This is a genomic window from Sediminibacillus sp. JSM 1682029, from assembly GCF_041366435.1.
GTDB lineage: Bacteria > Bacillota > Bacilli > Bacillales > Amphibacillaceae > Sediminibacillus > Sediminibacillus terrae.
Map to the genome: position 1 here is coordinate 61,719 of NZ_JBEWYY010000012.1, position 18,258 is coordinate 79,976.

General features: G+C 46.8%; 17 protein-coding genes. All 17 read left to right on the forward strand.

Translation table 11 applies throughout. The annotated features are described in order from the left end of the window. Positions 1-83: 83 nt before the first annotated feature. Positions 84-1,694, forward strand: coding sequence for a CTP synthase (locus tag ABVF09_RS16950; protein ID WP_026570795.1), 1,611 nt, complete (start codon positions 84-86; stop codon positions 1,692-1,694). A gap of 668 nt (positions 1,695-2,362) precedes the next feature. Then, positions 2,363-2,737 carry a response regulator gene (locus ABVF09_RS16955; RefSeq protein WP_153463532.1) on the forward strand — a complete coding sequence of 125 codons (375 nt, stop codon included), beginning with the start codon at positions 2,363-2,365 and terminating at the stop codon, positions 2,735-2,737. Between the two features lie 163 nt (positions 2,738-2,900). Continuing rightward, positions 2,901-3,764 carry a class II fructose-1,6-bisphosphate aldolase gene (gene fba / locus ABVF09_RS16960; RefSeq protein WP_026570793.1) on the forward strand — a complete coding sequence of 288 codons (864 nt, stop codon included), beginning with the start codon at positions 2,901-2,903 and terminating at the stop codon, positions 3,762-3,764. A 458-nt stretch (positions 3,765-4,222) separates the two neighbouring features. Beyond that, positions 4,223-5,509, forward strand: a complete 1,287-nt coding sequence (locus tag ABVF09_RS16965) for a UDP-N-acetylglucosamine 1-carboxyvinyltransferase (protein ID WP_026771888.1) — start codon at positions 4,223-4,225, stop codon at positions 5,507-5,509. A gap of 713 nt (positions 5,510-6,222) precedes the next feature. Next, on the forward strand, positions 6,223-7,509 hold the full coding sequence (rho, locus tag ABVF09_RS16970) for a transcription termination factor Rho (protein WP_026570791.1): 1,287 nt from the start codon (positions 6,223-6,225) through the stop codon (positions 7,507-7,509). Between the two features lie 285 nt (positions 7,510-7,794). Beyond that, positions 7,795-8,040, forward strand: coding sequence for a type B 50S ribosomal protein L31 (locus ABVF09_RS16975; protein WP_026570790.1), 246 nt, complete (start codon positions 7,795-7,797; stop codon positions 8,038-8,040). Positions 8,041-8,283: 243 nt separating this feature from the next. Beyond that, positions 8,284-8,904 carry a thymidine kinase gene (locus tag ABVF09_RS16980; protein ID WP_026771887.1) on the forward strand — a complete coding sequence of 207 codons (621 nt, stop codon included), beginning with the start codon at positions 8,284-8,286 and terminating at the stop codon, positions 8,902-8,904. 400 nt (positions 8,905-9,304) lie between these two features. Further along, a complete protein-coding gene (locus ABVF09_RS16985) occupies positions 9,305-9,706 on the forward strand; it encodes a hypothetical protein (RefSeq protein WP_026771886.1) in 402 nt (133 codons plus the stop codon). A gap of 209 nt (positions 9,707-9,915) precedes the next feature. Then, the gene (locus tag ABVF09_RS16990) at positions 9,916-10,134 is read left to right on the forward strand and encodes a hypothetical protein (RefSeq protein WP_026570787.1); all 219 of its coding nucleotides are present in this window, start codon (positions 9,916-9,918) and stop codon (positions 10,132-10,134) included. 114 nt (positions 10,135-10,248) lie between these two features. Continuing rightward, a complete protein-coding gene (gene prfA, locus ABVF09_RS16995) occupies positions 10,249-11,319 on the forward strand; it encodes a peptide chain release factor 1 (RefSeq protein WP_026771885.1) in 1,071 nt (356 codons plus the stop codon). Position 11,320: 1 nt separating this feature from the next. After that, positions 11,321-12,190 carry a peptide chain release factor N(5)-glutamine methyltransferase gene (gene prmC / locus ABVF09_RS17000; protein WP_035426944.1) on the forward strand — a complete coding sequence of 290 codons (870 nt, stop codon included), beginning with the start codon at positions 11,321-11,323 and terminating at the stop codon, positions 12,188-12,190. A gap of 86 nt (positions 12,191-12,276) precedes the next feature. After that, complete coding sequence (gene spoIIR / locus ABVF09_RS17005) at positions 12,277-12,885, forward strand: stage II sporulation protein R (RefSeq protein ID WP_026570784.1); 609 nt, start codon at positions 12,277-12,279, stop codon at positions 12,883-12,885. A 96-nt stretch (positions 12,886-12,981) separates the two neighbouring features. Beyond that, positions 12,982-13,428, forward strand: coding sequence for a hypothetical protein (locus ABVF09_RS17010; RefSeq protein WP_371069711.1), 447 nt, complete (start codon positions 12,982-12,984; stop codon positions 13,426-13,428). Positions 13,429-13,857: 429 nt separating this feature from the next. Beyond that, a complete protein-coding gene (locus ABVF09_RS17015) occupies positions 13,858-14,922 on the forward strand; it encodes an L-threonylcarbamoyladenylate synthase (RefSeq protein ID WP_371069712.1) in 1,065 nt (354 codons plus the stop codon). Positions 14,923-15,243: 321 nt separating this feature from the next. Continuing rightward, positions 15,244-15,798: a manganese efflux pump MntP gene (locus ABVF09_RS17020; protein WP_026570780.1), complete on the forward strand. Its 555-nt coding sequence runs from the start codon at positions 15,244-15,246 to the stop codon at positions 15,796-15,798. A 394-nt stretch (positions 15,799-16,192) separates the two neighbouring features. Then, complete coding sequence (locus tag ABVF09_RS17025) at positions 16,193-16,801, forward strand: low molecular weight protein arginine phosphatase (RefSeq protein ID WP_153463524.1); 609 nt, start codon at positions 16,193-16,195, stop codon at positions 16,799-16,801. 98 nt (positions 16,802-16,899) lie between these two features. Next, complete coding sequence (locus ABVF09_RS17030) at positions 16,900-18,258, forward strand: methyl-accepting chemotaxis protein (RefSeq protein ID WP_371069713.1); 1,359 nt, start codon at positions 16,900-16,902, stop codon at positions 18,256-18,258.

Below are 18,258 nucleotides of genomic sequence, written 5' to 3' on the forward strand. Positions count from 1 at the left end.
TGATCGCTGGTTGTTATATGATGATTGTTTTTAAAAGGATCAGTTCATTCAAAGAATCATTAACATAGAAAGAGGGATTTAGGGTGACAAAGTATATTTTTGTAACAGGAGGAGTCGTCTCCTCGCTTGGAAAAGGGATAACGGCAGCATCGCTGGGACGCTTGCTGAAAAATCGGGGATTGAATGTAACCATCCAGAAATTTGATCCATACATCAATGTCGATCCTGGTACGATGAGTCCATATCAGCATGGAGAAGTTTTCGTCACGGAAGACGGAGCGGAAACAGACCTGGATTTGGGACATTATGAACGATTCATCGACATCAATCTTAATAAGTACAGCAACGTGACCACTGGTAAAATCTATTCGACGGTCATCAAGAAAGAGCGAAAAGGCGATTACCTCGGTGGAACGGTCCAAGTGATCCCTCATATTACCAACGAAATCAAAGACAAAGTATTCCGCGCCGGCCAGCAGACAAATGCCGATGTCGTCATCACGGAAATCGGCGGAACAGTAGGGGATATTGAATCCCTTCCTTTCCTGGAAGCGATCAGGCAAATCAAAAGCGATATCGGCAGGGACAATGTCATGTATCTGCACTGTACGCTTGTCCCCTACTTGAAAGCAGCCGGGGAAATGAAGACAAAGCCGACGCAGCATAGTGTCAAAGAGTTGCGTTCGCTGGGGATTCAACCGGATGTCATCGTGCTTCGTACTGAGATGGAGATCAGTCAGGATATGAAGGATAAAATCGCCTTGTTCTGCGACATTGACCCGAAGGCAGTAGTTGAAGCCGGCGATGCAGATACGCTTTACCATGTTCCGATCTCCTTGCAGGCGCAACAGCTGGATCAACTGACATGTGACCATTTCGGTCTTGATTGCGAACCGGCCGATATGACGGAGTGGAATGAATTAGTCCATAAAGTCACCAGTCTCAGCAAACGGGTGACAATCGGTTTGGTCGGAAAATACGTGGAATTGCCGGATGCTTATATCTCGGTGGTCGAAGCGTTGAAGCATGCCGGCTATCAGTACGATTCGGACATCGATATCCGCTGGATTAATTCCGAGCAGGTAACGGCCGGAAATGTGGCAGCGAAGCTGGATGGTGTGGATGGAATCTTGGTACCTGGAGGTTTTGGAGACAGAGGAATCGAAGGTAAAATCGATGCAATCCGTTATGCACGGGAAAACAAAGTCCCATTCTTGGGCATTTGCCTAGGCATGCAGTTGGCGACTGTCGAATTTGCCCGGAATGTGCTCGGACTGGATGGAGCGCATTCTGCAGAAATCGATCCCGCTACACCACATCCAATCATCGACCTGCTTCCTGAACAGAAGGATGTGTCAGACCTTGGCGGGACTTTGAGACTTGGCGTCTATCCTTGCCGCTTGAAACAAGGCACCAAAACACGGGCTGCTTACGGAGAGGAAGACGTTGTATACGAACGCCATCGTCACCGCTTTGAATTCAATAACATCTACCGGGAACAAATGGAGGCAAAAGGATTTGTTTTCTCCGGGACAAGCCCGGACGGTCGGTTGATTGAAACGATTGAGCTGGAAGACCACCCTTGGTTCGTCGCTTCCCAGTTCCACCCGGAATTCAAGTCAAGGCCGAATCGTCCGCAGCAGCTGTTCGATGGATTTATCGGTGCTTCGGCAACTCACAGAGACAATCAATAGATAACCATGTTTTAAAAGCGCAGCCGTGCGTCCCAGGACAAAACGGTGCGCTTTTTTTGTGCAGCTGTTTTTTTGTCGCAATAGATAGAACATCGACCTGCTTCAATGGCTCCTCAACTTCAGAAAAGAGTACGTGAATTCAAAAAAGAAGTACGAATGGTTGAAAAGTGTATACGCGTATCTTTCCCCGATCCCATGAGGCAATTATGGAGGAAAAGGATGCTTGGTACCAGCGCGGGCAAATCCACAGCGAAGATTAGCATAAGACCAGATTAAGATGCAAAGCTGACGAAGCATTACGCAGGCTGGTCCCGCCTCGTCTTTTCTGTTTATAACGAAGATATAGGCAAAAAGCGACAAGTTATGGCTGAAAGAGTTATGGAAGGAATGAAAAGCGAAACAAGGAGACATAATTCTTCAAATTCAGCAGGAAATCGTACCTTTATATCGAACAACTAATAGACCCGGCATCTTTACATTTCGCCAACCATGTGAAAATATGATTGATAGGCAAAAAGTATTATTCGGTTCCTGGGTAATTAGGCGGTAAGTGTCCATTCAAACGGAGAGAAATGCGCGCTGCGAAACCTGAAGGGGAAGCGGGAAAGAAATAGAAAAATGCTTACATAACATGCAATAGTTTCAAATCAGGAAGGGTTGAAGAACAAATGAAAAAAACCGTAATGATTGTCGATGACCAACCGGGGATTCGTTTGCTGCTGGAGGAAATTTTGAAAACGGAAGGGTATCAAATCAAAACAGCAGAAAATGGCAAGGAGGCACTAGATAAGATTGTCAACGAACCGCCTGATTTACTGATGGTTGACTACAAGCTGCCAATCATGGATGCCAGCGCCCTTTTGCACCGGCTCGAAGAAGAAGGCGTTACAGTGCCGGCGATTTTGATGAGCGGGCTGTCCGAAGAAATAGAAGGGAAAAAGGATCAATTTCCAATGGTGGAAGAAATCTTCGCGAAACCGTTCAATATTGATGATGCCAGAGAGAGGGTCAACCGGATATTGGCAGAAAAAAACAGCAACTGATTACATAATAATCTGAATAAATCCGGGTAAGCGGTATCTTTTCACTGTTTTGTTGCACCGAGGGGTGGTAGTTGGTATTCTTATACTGTACCCAATCAAAAATACTTATTGACTGGATATTGCATACTAAGCAAGACAACATACCCTAAGGAGGAAAAACAGCATGCCATTAGTTTCAATGAAAGAAATGCTTGAAGAAGCCAAGCAAAATAACTATGGTGTCGGCCAGTTCAACTTGAACAATCTTGAATATGCCCAAGCCGTTCTTCAAGCAGCAGAAGAAGAAAAATCCCCAGTAATCCTCGGTGTTTCTGAAGGCGCCGCAAAATATATGGGTGGTTTCAAAGTGGTTGTATCGATGGTGAAAGCGTTGATGGAGGAGTATGGTACAACTGTACCGGTCGCGATTCACTTGGATCACGGCTCCAGTTTTGAAAAATGTGTCCAAGCTATTCATGCCGGATTCACTTCCGTTATGATTGACGGTTCCCATTTCCCGTTGGAAGAAAACATTGCACTGACAAAGAAAGTGGTAGAAGTTGCCCACATTAACGGAGTTTCCGTAGAAGCTGAACTTGGCCGTATCGGCGGGCAGGAAGATGACCTGATCGTTGAAGATGCTGAAGCTGCATATGCCATCCCGGCAGAATGTGAGCGTCTTGTCAATGAGACAGGCGTTGACTGCTTCGCCCCTGCCCTTGGTTCCGTTCATGGTCCTTACAAAGGTGAACCGAACCTAGGTTTCGACCGTATGGAAGAAGTATTCAACCTGGTGAATGTACCACTAGTATTGCACGGCGGAACAGGTATCCCGACTAAAGATATTAAGCGTGCGCTTTCTCTTGGTACATCCAAAATCAACGTAAACACGGAAAATCAAATCGCCCAGGCGCAAAAAGTACGTGAAGTACTTGCAGAACAGCCAGACCAATACGATCCTCGTAAATATCTGGGACCTGGACGTGAAGCGATCAAACAAACCGTCATTGGCAAAATGCGTGAGTTTGGTTCTTCTAACCGTGCCTAATAAAGCTGCTTAAAAATGTTGAAAATAGGGAACTGTCTATACAGGCAGTTTCCTTTTCATACTATCCCACTCTCCAGCCATCATTCCTACTTACAATCAACTAAGATACATACCAAATTCATTCGCTTCATATGTTCCCCTATGGGGGCGGAGTGCGCCTGCATCTCATCGCAGGCTGCACCTGGAGAAGAGTGGTACAATCAAGTGAGACTGCTGCCGCTCTAGCAAAGTTCAAGCCATCAACCCTTTGCCGGATCGGCAGATGCAAAATTAGTATTGTTTGGCAAAAATTGTGTAGAATAAGGTTGACTAACTAGAATACTGCAGGTTGTTCGGATTGAACATCAATACTTACTCTTATTATAGTGAAGTTGCGTTTAAAGCCACAGTGACAATGAAAGCGGACAGCCGCTGTCAGTAAGCTGTTTCGAACAATCTCAGGGAGTGAGGAGTTCCAGATGCAAAAAATACTCGTAGAAGGCGGCAGACCTTTGAATGGCAAAGTAAGGATCAGCGGAGCGAAAAACAGTGCGGTTGCATTGCTGCCGGCTGCAATACTCGCAGAATCGAAAGTGATCATCGAGGGCTTGCCGAAAATATCGGATGTAGACGTGTTGGGAGATTTACTGGAGGAAATCGGCGGGGACGTTTCCTGGAAGGGACAGACGATTCATATCGATCCTAGCAATATGATCAATATGCCGCTTCCAAGCGGAAAAGTGAAAAAACTTCGTGCCTCCTACTATTTTATGGGAGCGATGCTCGGTCGATTCAAAGAAGCGGTGATCGGTTTGCCGGGAGGATGCCATCTAGGCCCTCGTCCTATTGATCAGCACATAAAAGGCTTTGAAGCGCTTGGCGCTAAAGTGACCAACGAACAAGGCGCGATTTACCTGCGGGCGGATGAATTGCGCGGTGCCCGGATTTATCTGGATGTGGTCAGTGTCGGGGCTACCATCAACATCATGCTGGCAGCAGTGAGAGCAAAAGGGAAGACAGTCATCGAAAATGCAGCCAAGGAACCGGAAATTATCGATGTCGCAACGTTGCTCACCAGCATGGGCGCGAAAATAAAGGGAGCCGGGACAGATGTTATCCGGATTGAGGGTTGTGATAACTTGACAGGCTGTATGCATACCATCATCCCAGACAGGATTGAAGCGGGGACTTATACAATCATGGCGGCTGCACAGGGAGAAAAAGTATTGATCGACAATGTCATTCCCCAGCATCTCGAGTCCTTGCTGGCTAAGCTTCGCGAAATGGGTGTGTCAATCGAAGAAGGCGATGAGCAGCTGCTTGTCCAGCCCGGAAAAGAACTGAAAAGTGTCGATATCAAAACGCTTGTCCATCCCGGGTTTCCGACCGATTTGCAGCAGCCATTCACATCTTTGCTGACCAAAGCAAAAGGTACGGGTGTCGTGACCGATACAATCTATCAGGCGAGATTGAAACATATTGACGAGCTTCGCAGAATGAACGCGCTGATCAAGGTGGAAGGTGGTTCGGCCATTGTCTCCGGACCTGTCCAACTGGAAGGTGCGAAAGTAAAGGCGAGCGACCTGCGGGCTGGTGCATCGTTGATCGCTGCCGGGCTTATGGCTGATGGCGTGACGGAAATAACCGGTTTGGAACATATAGACCGGGGATATGAACAAATTACAGAGAAGCTGTCCCAGCTTGGTGCCAAGATTTGGCGGGAAGAAATGACCGCTGAAGAAGTGGAGCAGTTTCAAAACTCTTGACCAGTGAATAGGCCCTCCGTCGAGTCGCTCGGCAGGGAATAAATAAGGAGGCGGAAAGCTGTCCGGCCCTTCTGCGGGTTGGACAAGCTTTTTTCCGTGTCCTCTGACTTGCCCTCCGTTCTTTGTTATGTTCCCTCCCTTGTAAACAAACGAGCCGAGGGATTGCCGTCAGAATATTGTAAGGGCATACAATGTTCTTGGTGGCTGCCCGATAAATTATAGTTGAATAATCGAGAAAGAAACGGTACTATGGAAGAAGTTTAATAAGTGTTTAGTTTGGTTATAATGATTGATGTACTCACGTAAAAACTTCTATTCTAGTTTTATGCTTTCCTTCAACTTCTTCTTGGATCAGCTTTTATGCTATCAGAATGTATGAGTTGCATGGATGATAGTATATAGTGAAACGCTTGCTTCGCCAACGACACTGGGCGTCCAGTTGCGTTTTTATCGTATTGTTGAAAAGAAAAGCCTTTAGTGAACACTCGCTGGCTTTCCTACTGGGTTTTCCTCCGTCAGCTAAATCTATCAAAGCTATCCAATGAGGCTCCAACCAGGAAGTGCATTACTACCCAATTCATTTATTACGATTGAAAATAAACCTGTAGCACTGCTGTGTCTTTCGGCGGTGTTGGAATCTGTCTGCCATCATGCGGAGGTTCCGATAGGTTGTGTTCGATAAAATATCAAAATTTAATAGGTGTGGTGATTTTGTGGCTGAATTGACCATTTCTCATTTAGAAACATTAACATTGAAAGAACTGTATGAAAAAGCAAAAGAATATAAAGTATCCTATTACGCAAAGCTTACCAAGCGCGAGCTTGTTTTTTCCATTTTAAAAGCCCAGGCGGAAAAGGACGGCTTTTTGTTCATGGATGGTGTTTTGGAAATCATTCCTTCGGAAGGATTCGGTTTTCTTCGTCCGATCAATTATTCTCCTAGTGCAGAAGACATCTACATTTCGGCTTCGCAAATCCGACGGTTTGATCTGCGAAATGGTGACAAGGTGTCTGGAAAAGTCCGTCCGCCGAAAGAAAACGAGCGGTATTACGGGTTGCTTCACGTGGATGCGGTAAACGGTCAAAACCCGGAAACTGCCAAAGAACGCGTTCATTTCCCTGCCCTGACGCCATTGTATCCAGACCGTTTGATGCGTTTGGAGACAGAAACAAGAAAGCTGTCGACAAGGATTATCGATCTGATGACACCGGTCGGATTCGGCCAGCGCGGATTGATTGTCGCTCCTCCAAAAGCAGGGAAAACCATGCTGTTGAAACAAATCGCCAACAGCATTTCCAAGAATCATCCCAATTCAAAACTGATTATCCTGTTGGTTGATGAACGCCCGGAAGAAGTGACGGATATCGAACGCTCTGTCCATCCGGATGTCGACGTTGTCAGCTCTACTTTTGATGAAGTGCCGGAAAACCATATTAAAGTGTCCGAGCTGGTATTGGAACGGGCGATGCGGCTGGTGGAACACAAAAAGGATGTCATTGTGCTGATGGATAGCATCACCAGATTAGCCAGGGCATATAACTTGGTCATTCCGCCAAGTGGTCGTACGCTGTCAGGCGGTATCGATCCAGCTGCCTTCCATCGTCCTAAACGATTTTTCGGTGCAGCGCGTAATATCGAAGAAGGCGGGAGCTTTACCATCCTGGCAACCGCTTTGGTGGATACGGGATCGCGTATGGATGACGTCATTTACGAAGAATTCAAAGGGACCGGCAATATGGAACTTCATCTGGATCGAAGTCTTGCTGAGCGTCGTATTTACCCGGCAATCGATATTTTGCGTTCCGGTACGAGAAAAGAAGAATTGCTTGTTTCCAAGGATCATCTCGATAAGATTTGGGCGATCAGAAAAACAATGCAAGACTCCAATGACTTTGTCGAGCGTTTCCTTCGCCGCATGAGGGCTTCGAAAAACAACGAAGAGTTTTTCCAGTCCATGGAGGAAGATATGAAGCGGAAAGGGACAGCCAGAAAGGGGTAGTTTGTTTTCTGGTAAATGGCGGAAAAATCTCCGGATATAACGTCCTTACCTCTAGTTCCCTAGCGTCGTGGAGGCGGGCGCGTCCATGTGAAGGACATCTGGATTTTTCCCAACTGTCGCTTGCAAAGGCAATTTTACACTGTTATAATCATTCTATGTGAGCTTAGAATAAATTGCTGTCCTTATTGGCGGATATTCTGACGCCTCTTTCCGGATCATATTCGGATTGTGGCCTTACAATAACTCTGTTTCCAAAGGATTCAGGGCAAAAGGAGTGGAAAGAACATGAAAGAACAAATTCATCCGGAATACAGAAAAGTAGTATTTCTTGATACTAGCTCTGACTACAAATTCCTAAGCGGTTCTACACAGTCTTCTGAAGAAACAATTGAATGGGAAGACGGCAATACTTACCCGTTGATCCGTGTGGAAATCAGCTCAGCTTCTCACCCGTTCTACACTGGTAAGCAAAAAGCGGACAAAGCTGGCGGACGTGTCGATCGATTCAAGAAAAAATATAACCTTGGTTAATTGTCCCCAGGGGATATCCCGGTGGAAAAAACCAAAGATAATCATGAAAAACAGGCAAATCGTCTAACTTTTTGCCTGTTTTTTTACTTTGTATTGTGGCAAGATGGATGCAAATCGTGAAGAATTCAAACAAAAAGAGACGTTTTTTTATAGATGAACAAGGCAATAACTATGGAAATAGAGTACAACTGCGGCAGTAACATGATCCAGCGTCTTTGCAATCTTGAAGGGAGTGTCCCGTTGATGTATGTAATGAAACAAAGTGGATGGGTAGAGCTGATTTGCGGCAGCATGTTTTCTGGTAAATCGGAGGAATTGATAAGAAGGGTGCGCCGAGCTACATATGGAAATCTATCTGTCCGGGTATTCAAACCCGCCATTGACAGTCGGTATTCTGAGGAATCGGTTGTTTCTCACAACGGAACGTCGATTTTGGCGCGTCCGGTCGACAGAGCAGCCGATATTCTTGAATATATCGATGCAGAAGTCGATGTAATCGGAATAGATGAAGTTCAGTTTTTCGATGACGAAATTGTCGGCATTGTCGATGAATTGGCCAATCATGGCCACCGGGTCATCGTTGCCGGTCTTGATACCGACTTTAGGGGTGAACCGTTCGGACCGGTTCCGGAATTGATGGCGTTGAGCGAATCGGTGACAAAGCTGAATGCGATTTGTCCGATTTGCGGGTCCCCGGCAAGCAGGACCCAGCGTCTGATCAATGACAAGCCTGCTTCCTATGATGATCCCATCATTTTGGTGGGTGCTTCTGAGTCGTACGAGCCTCGCTGCCGCCATCACCATGAAGTGCCGAACCGGCCCAGGCAAGCGCTAAACCTAAAAGCTTTTCCTACATCGAATTAATGATTTCAAGACAGGATGCCATTTCGGTATCCTGTTTTTTGATATGTGGAGAAGGTAGAGGGCGAAGTTCATGTATCAAGAATGACAGTTATCAGCCGGAGGAGGATATGATTCCTTTGACCAACTCTCTGTAAGTCTTTCCGTTTTGGTTATCTTTTTTCTGCAAAATCGAGAGTGAAATTGCAAATACTCTGAGCAGCACGAATACACGTAGACTCCTGCGGGATCAGTGACCTATGCGAGACCCCGCAGACGAAGTCGAGGAGGCTCACGGGGCACCCGCGGAAAGCGAAGTGTATTCGTGCTGCGGACCTAATCGATAAGCAAGCTGCTGGATTCCGTTCAAGCGGATATTATCGTGCTACAGAAGCATGCTAAGGAAAAAGCATGGAGGTTGGGTATGTATAGAATATTGACAGCCATCTTTTGTTTGGCAATACTGAATGCATGTGGAACCGGGAATAACGGACAGGAACAAGGGAGTATGCCGCAGGGCGAAGAAGTGGAAACAACGGAAGAAGGATATATCCAATTGCGGGGCACTCAGCCGAGGATTTTCGATGAATATGGCGATCGCGAAATCGTCCAGGACACTAGCAGAGCGGCGATCGTCCGGGCAGCCGAATCAGTGGAAGCCGTCACGGTGGAAAGTGTCGAAATGATTGATGAAGAAATCCGGATTGAAGCCGTTTTAAACGGGAAATTCAATTCGGGGGAGAAAATGGCCAAAATCAATCAAATCCGACGGTCGGTCGATGACCAGGTGAATGGGAATTACCATGTGCGGGTGGTCATTCGTTGATCTGACAGGAAGGAAGCTCGAGTTCCGGAAGGAAGTCCAGAGCTTCCTTTGTCTCGTTATACATAATAATGGATTTTTGTCTGGATTGGCGACTTCCTGTTTCCTGAACAAAACAAGCGCAATTTTAACCGGATGAGGGGCAGCAGGCCAATGCTGTTATGTTAAAATAACATAGAAAGAAGCAATATTCATGTCAAGGGGGACCAAACATGGGCCATCACTCGGAACAGGAATTGTCCGAAGAAGTAAATCGTCTTAATCGGCGATTGACCGAACTGGAACAGAAAATTGAAGAAGAACCTCGTAAGCGGCGTCATCCGCTGTGGGAGGCTATTTTATATTTGCTGGCCGGTGTTTTTCTGTTAGGACCTGCACTGGCGTTGGGGATGGGCCTGATTGAACTGCTTGACGGCTGGATGTCACGCTAAGCAGGGTGAAATCGCAAAGATTGATGACCCGCTTCAAATCGCTGCCAAGCTTTTTTTGACGGGGTTTTTCTCCTGTACTATAATTATACTGTTAAGGAGAAAGAGGTGGATGAAGTGTTAGACAGACTGCAATCCTTGGAAGACCGTTATGATAAATTGAATGAATTGCTCAGTGATCCTGAAGTAATCAGTGATACGAAAAAGCTACGTGAATATTCGAAAGAACAATCCGACCTGGAAGACGTCATCCAGGCATACCGTGAATATAAAGAAGTGACCACCCAGCTGGACGATGCCAAAGTGATGCTGGATGAGGAACAGGACCCAGAAATGCAGGACATGGTCAAGTCGGAAATCAGTGAGCTTTCTCAACGGAAAGAAGAATTGGAAGAAAAGCTGCGTATTTTGTTGTTGCCGAAGGATCCTAACGATGATAAAAACGTCATCATGGAAATCCGCGGTGCAGCTGGGGGCGATGAAGCTGCTTTGTTTGCCGGCGACCTCTATCGGATGTATTCCCGTTTTGCTGAATCGGAAGGCTGGAAGATCGACGTAATGGAAGCCAACACGACTGGTGTCGGGGGCTACAAAGAAATTATTTTTATGATTAATGGCGATGGCGCTTTTTCTAAACTGAAATTTGAAAATGGCGCTCACCGGGTGCAGCGTGTTCCGGAAACGGAATCGGGCGGCAGGATCCATACATCCACTGCCACCGTGGTTGTTATGCCGGAAGCGGAAGAAGTGGAAGTCGATGTCCATGACAAGGATATCCGTGTCGATACATTTGCATCCAGCGGTCCTGGCGGCCAGAGTGTCAACACCACGATGTCTGCTGTGCGTCTGACACATATGCCGACAGGGATCGTTGTCTCGATTCAGGACGAAAAGTCACAAATCAAAAACAAGGAAAAAGCCATGAAGGTATTGCGTGCCAGAATCTATGACAAATTCCAACAAGAAGCACAAGCGGAATACGATGAAACAAGAAAGTCGGCAGTAGGTTCAGGCGATCGATCGGAACGGATCCGCACCTACAATTTTCCTCAAAACCGGGTGACTGATCACCGAATCGGTTTGACGATCCAAAAGCTCGACCAGATTTTGGAGGGGAAAGTCGGCGAAATCATCGATGCCTTGCTGATGGAAGAACAAACCAAAAAATTGGAACAAATCGGTGAATGACATGACAGCACAACGACGCACAATCAATGAAGCCCTTCGCTGGGCTTCTCTTTTTTTACAACAGCATGACCGGGAACCGCGAGTCGCCGAAATCTTGCTGCAATATCATACTGGATTGGAACGGGCCGGGTTTTTAGCTGCTCAGCGTGAACTATTGCAGAAGGAAACAGATGATCAGTTCACTGCAGATGTGAAAGCACATGGAGAGACGGGAATACCGGTCCAACACTTGATTGGCACGGAGTCCTTCTATGGCCGGGAGTTCTACGTCGACAAGCATGTTTTGATTCCGCGTCCGGAAACCGAAGAATTGGTACTCGGTGTCCTGGAATATGCCCGGGAATTTGGGGAAAAGCCCATTCGGCTCGTCGATGCAGGAACCGGAAGCGGGGTGATCGCCATCACCCTGAAGCTGGAAAAACCATCCTGGCAGGTGGCTGCCACGGATATTTCCGAACAGGCTGTACAGGTGGCGGAACAAAATGCAGCCAGACTTGGAGCTGAAGTCCAGTTTTATCTGGGTGATTTTTTACAGCCAATAATAGACCGGCGCGAAAAGGTGGACATCATCGTTTCCAATCCACCCTATATTTCTTACCAGGACAAAGCATCTCTGGATGACACAGTGAAAAATTTTGATCCTGCATTGGCTTTGTTTGCCGAGAATGAAGGCCTTGCAGCTTATCGGCAAATCATTGATCAGGCTGGTTCTATTCTTTCCGGTCGGGGATTGATAGCTTTTGAAATCGGCCATCAACAGGGAGAGCAAGTTGCCGGATTGCTCCGCAGTAAATTCCCCGGCGCTTCCGTTGAAATAAAAAAAGACATAAATGGCAAGAATCGCATGGTGTTTGCGCAGCTTTCCGATTAGCAGCATAAAAATAATAGATTGCGAGTTTAAAAGCTTTTCTCTCTGTCCATAATGGAGCTATACAGTTAGCGAAAGGGGCAGGAGAAATGCGGAATTATCTTATCTATTTTCTTATTTTTTTAGCGTTGATCGGTTTTTTCCCGACTAAGGGACTTGGACAGTTAGGACAAACGGATGAAGCTGGGTATCAGGTCATACCGGATGAAGCGATTCGGCTCAGAATTTTGGCGAACAGTGATAGCGCTAGTGATCAGGCTTTAAAGCGTTTGATCCGCGACCGGGTCAATGCCGATATTACAAAATGGGTCGGCGATATTTCTGATATAGATGAAGCGAGAGAATTGATCCAGGACAAGCTTCCCGAGATAGAAGCTATCGTTAAGCAAGTACTGGAAGAGAAAGGTTCAAATCAAACCTATCAAGTAGAGTACGGAAGTAATGTTACGTTTCCGGATAAAGTATATGGGTCCTATGTCTACCCGGCCGGTGAGTATGAAGCAATCCTGATTACGCTCGGCGCAGGCAAAGGTGCAAACTGGTGGTGCGTATTGTTTCCGCCGTTGTGCTTTCTCGATTTTGCGGATGGTTCCACTGTCGCTGAGACAGAAGAAACGCAAGAAGAGTCGGAAAAACCGGATCCGGAGGAAGAAAAAGAAGTAAAGGTGAAGTTTTTCTTTTTAGAATGGTTCAGTTAAATCTATCATATCACTCCTCTATCACTCATAGACTAGATTAAACAGTGATTCCGGTCAGAAGAGCCGGTTTAAGAAAACGGGATAGGGAGTGTGCGGATGAAACTGATTCATACTAACAGGTTGGATGACCAGGTGTTACAGCGTTTTTTTGCCGGGTCATGGGAAGCTTTTCGCGGAAAACACAACGTGAAGGAAAATGGATTCCTGATAGAAGTAAAAGGGGAATATAAGGCTTTTTTCGCCTTGCTTCCTATGGAGGATCAGGTTTTTTGGCTGAAAAGCTTGTATATTAAAGAAGGAGTGCCATCTTCTTTTCCATGGACTGTATTGGAGACAGCGATGACATTGGCTGGAGAGAAAGCAGCTGATTGTGTGTACATTTACAGCCATCAAGCAGCACTCGATACGTTGCTGGTGCTATTGCAGTTTGAACAGGCTGCTTTTCCATCGTTTGCCGAAGGTCATGCACTGCCAGAGGGGACCTGGTGGAAGAGTTCTTTTGAGAAAGAAGAACAGTCTGTCGATATCCAGGGTTTGAAATGAACGGAATTAACGTGCACGGACTCAGTGAAATCGACTTGGGGATAAACACAGTAGTTATTAACAATCTCTGTGATATAACAGAAGTTATCCACACCTGTGCACAACAACTGTTTATAATTTGTGGAGAGTAGAGGATAACTGTCGGGAATAGGTCATTCGTACGGATTGAGTGTATAAGACAGGGGCTTTGAGTGGGTATTTATTCCTTGTCCTTTCCATATTCATTGGCAAAACAATCCCTTTATCGTATGTTTTCGGCAGGGATTGTTTTGCTTTTGACTGGTTTCAGGGGAGTTATACACAGCATCTTGCAGAATTGCCAGAAAAATTTCATAATGTGGATAAATTGTTGATAAGCGGATTTGCGAAAGGGAATAGTACTTGAATAGCACATATCAAACGTTTGATTAATTAAAGGAGTTAGTAACCGTGAAGGATACAAAAGTGTGGAAAATCGAGCAAACAACCAGTGCAACCGACCTGGCAATCAGGGAAGCGTCAGCCTTGCTGGAACAAAACGAGGTAGTGGCTTTCCCGACAGAAACTGTCTACGGTCTGGGTGCAAATGCTAAAGAAGCGGATGCCGTGGATAAAATATTCCGGGCAAAAGGACGTCCATCCGATAATCCGTTGATTGTCCATATAGCGGACCGCGTTCAAGTCGATGATTACGTTGCAGAGGTTCCAGAGGTGGCCGAAAAGCTGTTGGCAGCCTTTACTCCTGGACCGCTGACCCTGATTTTGAAAAGCAACGGCACGATTGCGGATAACGTAACGGCCGGACTACCATCAGTCGGGGTGCGCATTCCGGATCATCCAGTAGCTCAGGCGCTCCTTCGCGCATGCCGGCTTCCGCTGGCGGCACCGAGTGCCAACAAGTCCGGCCGGCCCAGCCCGACTACAGCCGATCATGTATATGAAGACCTGCAAGGGAGGATCGCCGGGCTCCTTGACGGCGGACCGACAGGAGTTGGCGTAGAATCCACGGTGGTAGATTGTACCGGCGAAATGCCGATTATTTTACGTCCTGGCGGTATCACCCGGGAGCAGCTTGAAGAAGTCGTGGGAAGAATCATGGTTGATCCGGCGCTCGCGGCGGCAAACGGGAAGCTTCCGGAGAACGGAGATGTGGAGAAACCTCGGGCGCCAGGTATGAAATATACACACTATGCACCTGACGCACCTTTGTGGCTGGTGGACGGCGCCCCATCCTTCATGCAGACGCAAATCGATGCCCAGCTTCAGGTTGGGGATAAAATCGGGATAATCGCCAGCAAAGAGCTGGCAGCCGAGTTGGACGCCGACAATATCAATATATGCGGATCGCGGAACAATTTAAGTGAGGTGGCTGCCCATTTATACGATGCGCTGCGCTCGTTCAAAAAATCAGATGTCGACATCATACTCTGTGAAACATTCCCGGAAACAGGCGTCGGTCAGGCAATCATGAACCGCCTCCATAAAGCAGCAACCAAAAAAATCAACCAATTTTAAGCGGGGGTCAGTCCCTCCCTAGGTACCAGCGGGGGACAGTCCCCAGACAGGTCCGGATAGCCAATTGTTTTGGTGAGTTCCTTGATAATTCAAGGTTTTTCTCCTGGAGGGACAGTCCCCCGTATAAAGCTTGCCCATCAAATCAGCCGTTTTGGGGTCAGTCCCCAACCGGGAGGTAATATCAGAGGTTGGCTGTGGGGACTGACCCTGGTCTGGGACCCTGGTCTAGACTTTGGCTTATCCGGTCTTGTCCGATTCCGGTAATATAACTTGTCTCTTGGGCATATAGTGGAATAGCATGTCCGGAGAGGGGTTGGCGGGATGGCTGGTGTGAATATCGGCGAGTATATTTCGTTGATTTTTATGGCTGCGGCGCTAGGGATGGATGCATTTTCTGTCGGTCTTGGTATGGGAATGCAGGCTCTGAGGCTGAAGCGGATTTTTATTATCGGCTTAACAGTCGGCCTGTTTCATATGTTGATGCCGTTTATGGGTATTGCAGTGGGCAAATTTATTTCCACCAAAATCGAGGGCTTCGCAATTTTAGGGAGTGGACTATTATTGTTCGCGCTTGGTGTACAGATGCTTTTATCGTCTTTTAATCGGGAAGATAAAAAGTTGATCAGGCCGATTGGTGCAGGGCTTATTCTGTTTTCAATCAGTGTCAGTCTGGATAGTTTTTCTGTTGGTCTCAGCTTGGGGATGTCGGGTGTCCGCACTTTTTTGGCCATTGTCTTGTTCGGCTGGTTCAGCGCGTTCCTAACTTGGTCGGGACTGCTGCTTGGAAGGAAAGCTAGAGGGCTGATCGGTGTTTACAGCGAACTGTTGGGCGGAAGTATCCTATGTGCATTTGGGTTGAAAATTATTTTTGGCTAGTCCGATCGATGCGGGCTGTCTGCTGATTCAACGGCAGACGGCTTTTTTGTATTCTGGAAAATCTTAAAAGAAACTGCCTGTGGATGATTATGTGCTGGAACAGGCTCGTCCAGCTCCGGCACCTCTCTATCGTAATTTTCTAGCCAGCCAATATCTGTGACAAAAACGGCGCCTCCAGGCCTATCGCAAACATGGCGATGGCGCACGCGATAGGGTTTATGCAGGCATTGTGCAGAACGTGACGAATTTAGCCTGTTATTCTTTATAAAAAGTTTTCGGTAGGGAATATCGGGCTAAATGATATAATGGAGCAAGAAAAAGGAATGATAGCAGTAGTAACTATGGAAAGACAGCTGCCGGAATGCCTGTTCCTTTCCTATTTGGAGGTAAAAAGATGAAAATACTGTTCGTTTGCACGGGAAATACATGCAGGAGCCCGATGGCCGAAGCACTTCTGCGGAACAAGCTGCCGAGTGTCGAGGTTCAGTCTGCCGGGATTTTTGCCGGATCTGGACAGCAGGCGTCCCACAGTACGATCGAGGTATTGGGGAATAAGAACATCAATCTGAATCACCAATCACAGCCTGTGACAGTACAGCTGCTCAACTGGGCAGACCTGGTCCTGACCATGACGTCTCAGCACAAACAATCCCTTGCTATGCAATACCCATCCTTCAGCGAAAAGCTGTACACCCTGAAGGAATATGTATTGGAGGGTGACGGGGATGCCTGGGACCAGCTCAAAAAAGCCTATGCCGATTTAGAGGAAAAACGGGCACGGTTCATGAAAGAGAATGGCAAAACCATGGATCCGCACAAGCTTGATAAAGAGCTTCATACCCAGTTGAGACAAGAAATCAATCATATCCAGCAGCTGGAGGCAAGCCTGCCGGATTTCGACATATCCGACCCTTTTGGCGGAAATTTGAACACATATCAAGAAACTTTGCAGGAAATCGAAAAGTATATTGAACTACTGGCCAAAAAGATAGACAATAGATAAAGAAGCTAGTATTAAGGTGCGTCAACCAGGAGAACCCGACTAGTGTCACAGGGGAAACCTGTTTTGGTTTGTGCATCGGAAAAGTGGAGGGAATGTGAATGGAAGAAAAGACGAGAAAAGGCAGTTTGCGCTGGAAATTGGTTTTGTTTACTACTTTGCTTGCCCTGATCACCTATTCAATCAGCGCCGTATTCATGTATCTTTTATATGATTACATTCAAACCTTTATCCCTATTTCAGAATTTTGGTTTGTCATGGCCACCTTGGCCCTTGGAATCATATGGTCCGGCATTTTGGCCTATGCAGCGGCCGGTTTTATCACTCGCCCGTTGACGAGACTGGAATCTGTAGCTGCTGAAGCAGCGCAAGGGAATCTGACGAAGGAAGTGGAGCTTCCGAACTCCAAGGATGAAATCCATTCACTGTCCCTTGCTTTCAATACCATGCTGGGCAGTTTGAAACAGATCATTCATAAAATTGAAAACAACTTCGATAAAACGAACGATAAAGTAGAACAAATCAAAACGGTTTCTTCGCGTGCTGCAGCGCAAACGAAAGAAATCAATGAGGCGATTCAGCATATTTCCGCCGGGGCGGAGAATTCATCCAATTCGATTCAAAACACGGCTGAGTCGATTGAAGCGGCTACAAGACTGGCCCAGCAGGTTCAGGAAAAAGCCGGCCAATCCCGGCAGAATTCACAAGACATGGTTGCCAAGTTAAGTGATAGTAAAGCGGTCATACATAGACTTGTTTCAGGCATTCAATCATTGGCCCAGGAGCAGGAAAATTCTTTGGAAGATGTCACCCGTCTTGAAAAGAATGCCCGGGAAGTCGAGAATATTATCGGCATGGTTGGGGATATTTCTGAACAGACGAATCTGCTTGCTTTGAATGCATCAATCGAAGCAGCGCGAGCCGGGGAACATGGAAAAGGGTTCGCGGTGGTGGCGGAGGAAGTGAGGAAGCTTGCCGACCAGAGCACACAGGCTGTCCAGGGAATATCGGAGCTTATCACCAACATTCAGAAGGATGTACAACAGGTTGTCAATCAAATCACCGAGCAGGTTTCTTTTGCCCGGACAGAAGCAGAAAAAGGCGAAGAAACCAATGCAGCCATCAATACGATGTCTGTATCGATTAATGAGGTTGCTTCCGCCATCGAGGGGATTTCCCAATTGGTGGATGAACAGCTGCAGGCTATTCAAAAAACGTCAGTGGAATCCCAAGAGGTTTCGGCCATAGCCGAGGAAACTTCTGCCAGTGCAGAGGAAATGACGGCGATCATCAATGAGCAATCCACGGTCATCGCGAGTGTCGAGCAGCTTGCAGCTTCACTCGAAGATCAAGCCAACGTATTGAAAAAAGAAATCCACCAATTCAAGATAAAAGAAGAAGAAGTCGTCCCTCTGAAGCAACCAGTACGATTGAACGCAACGATGGAGAAGGGAGCGTAA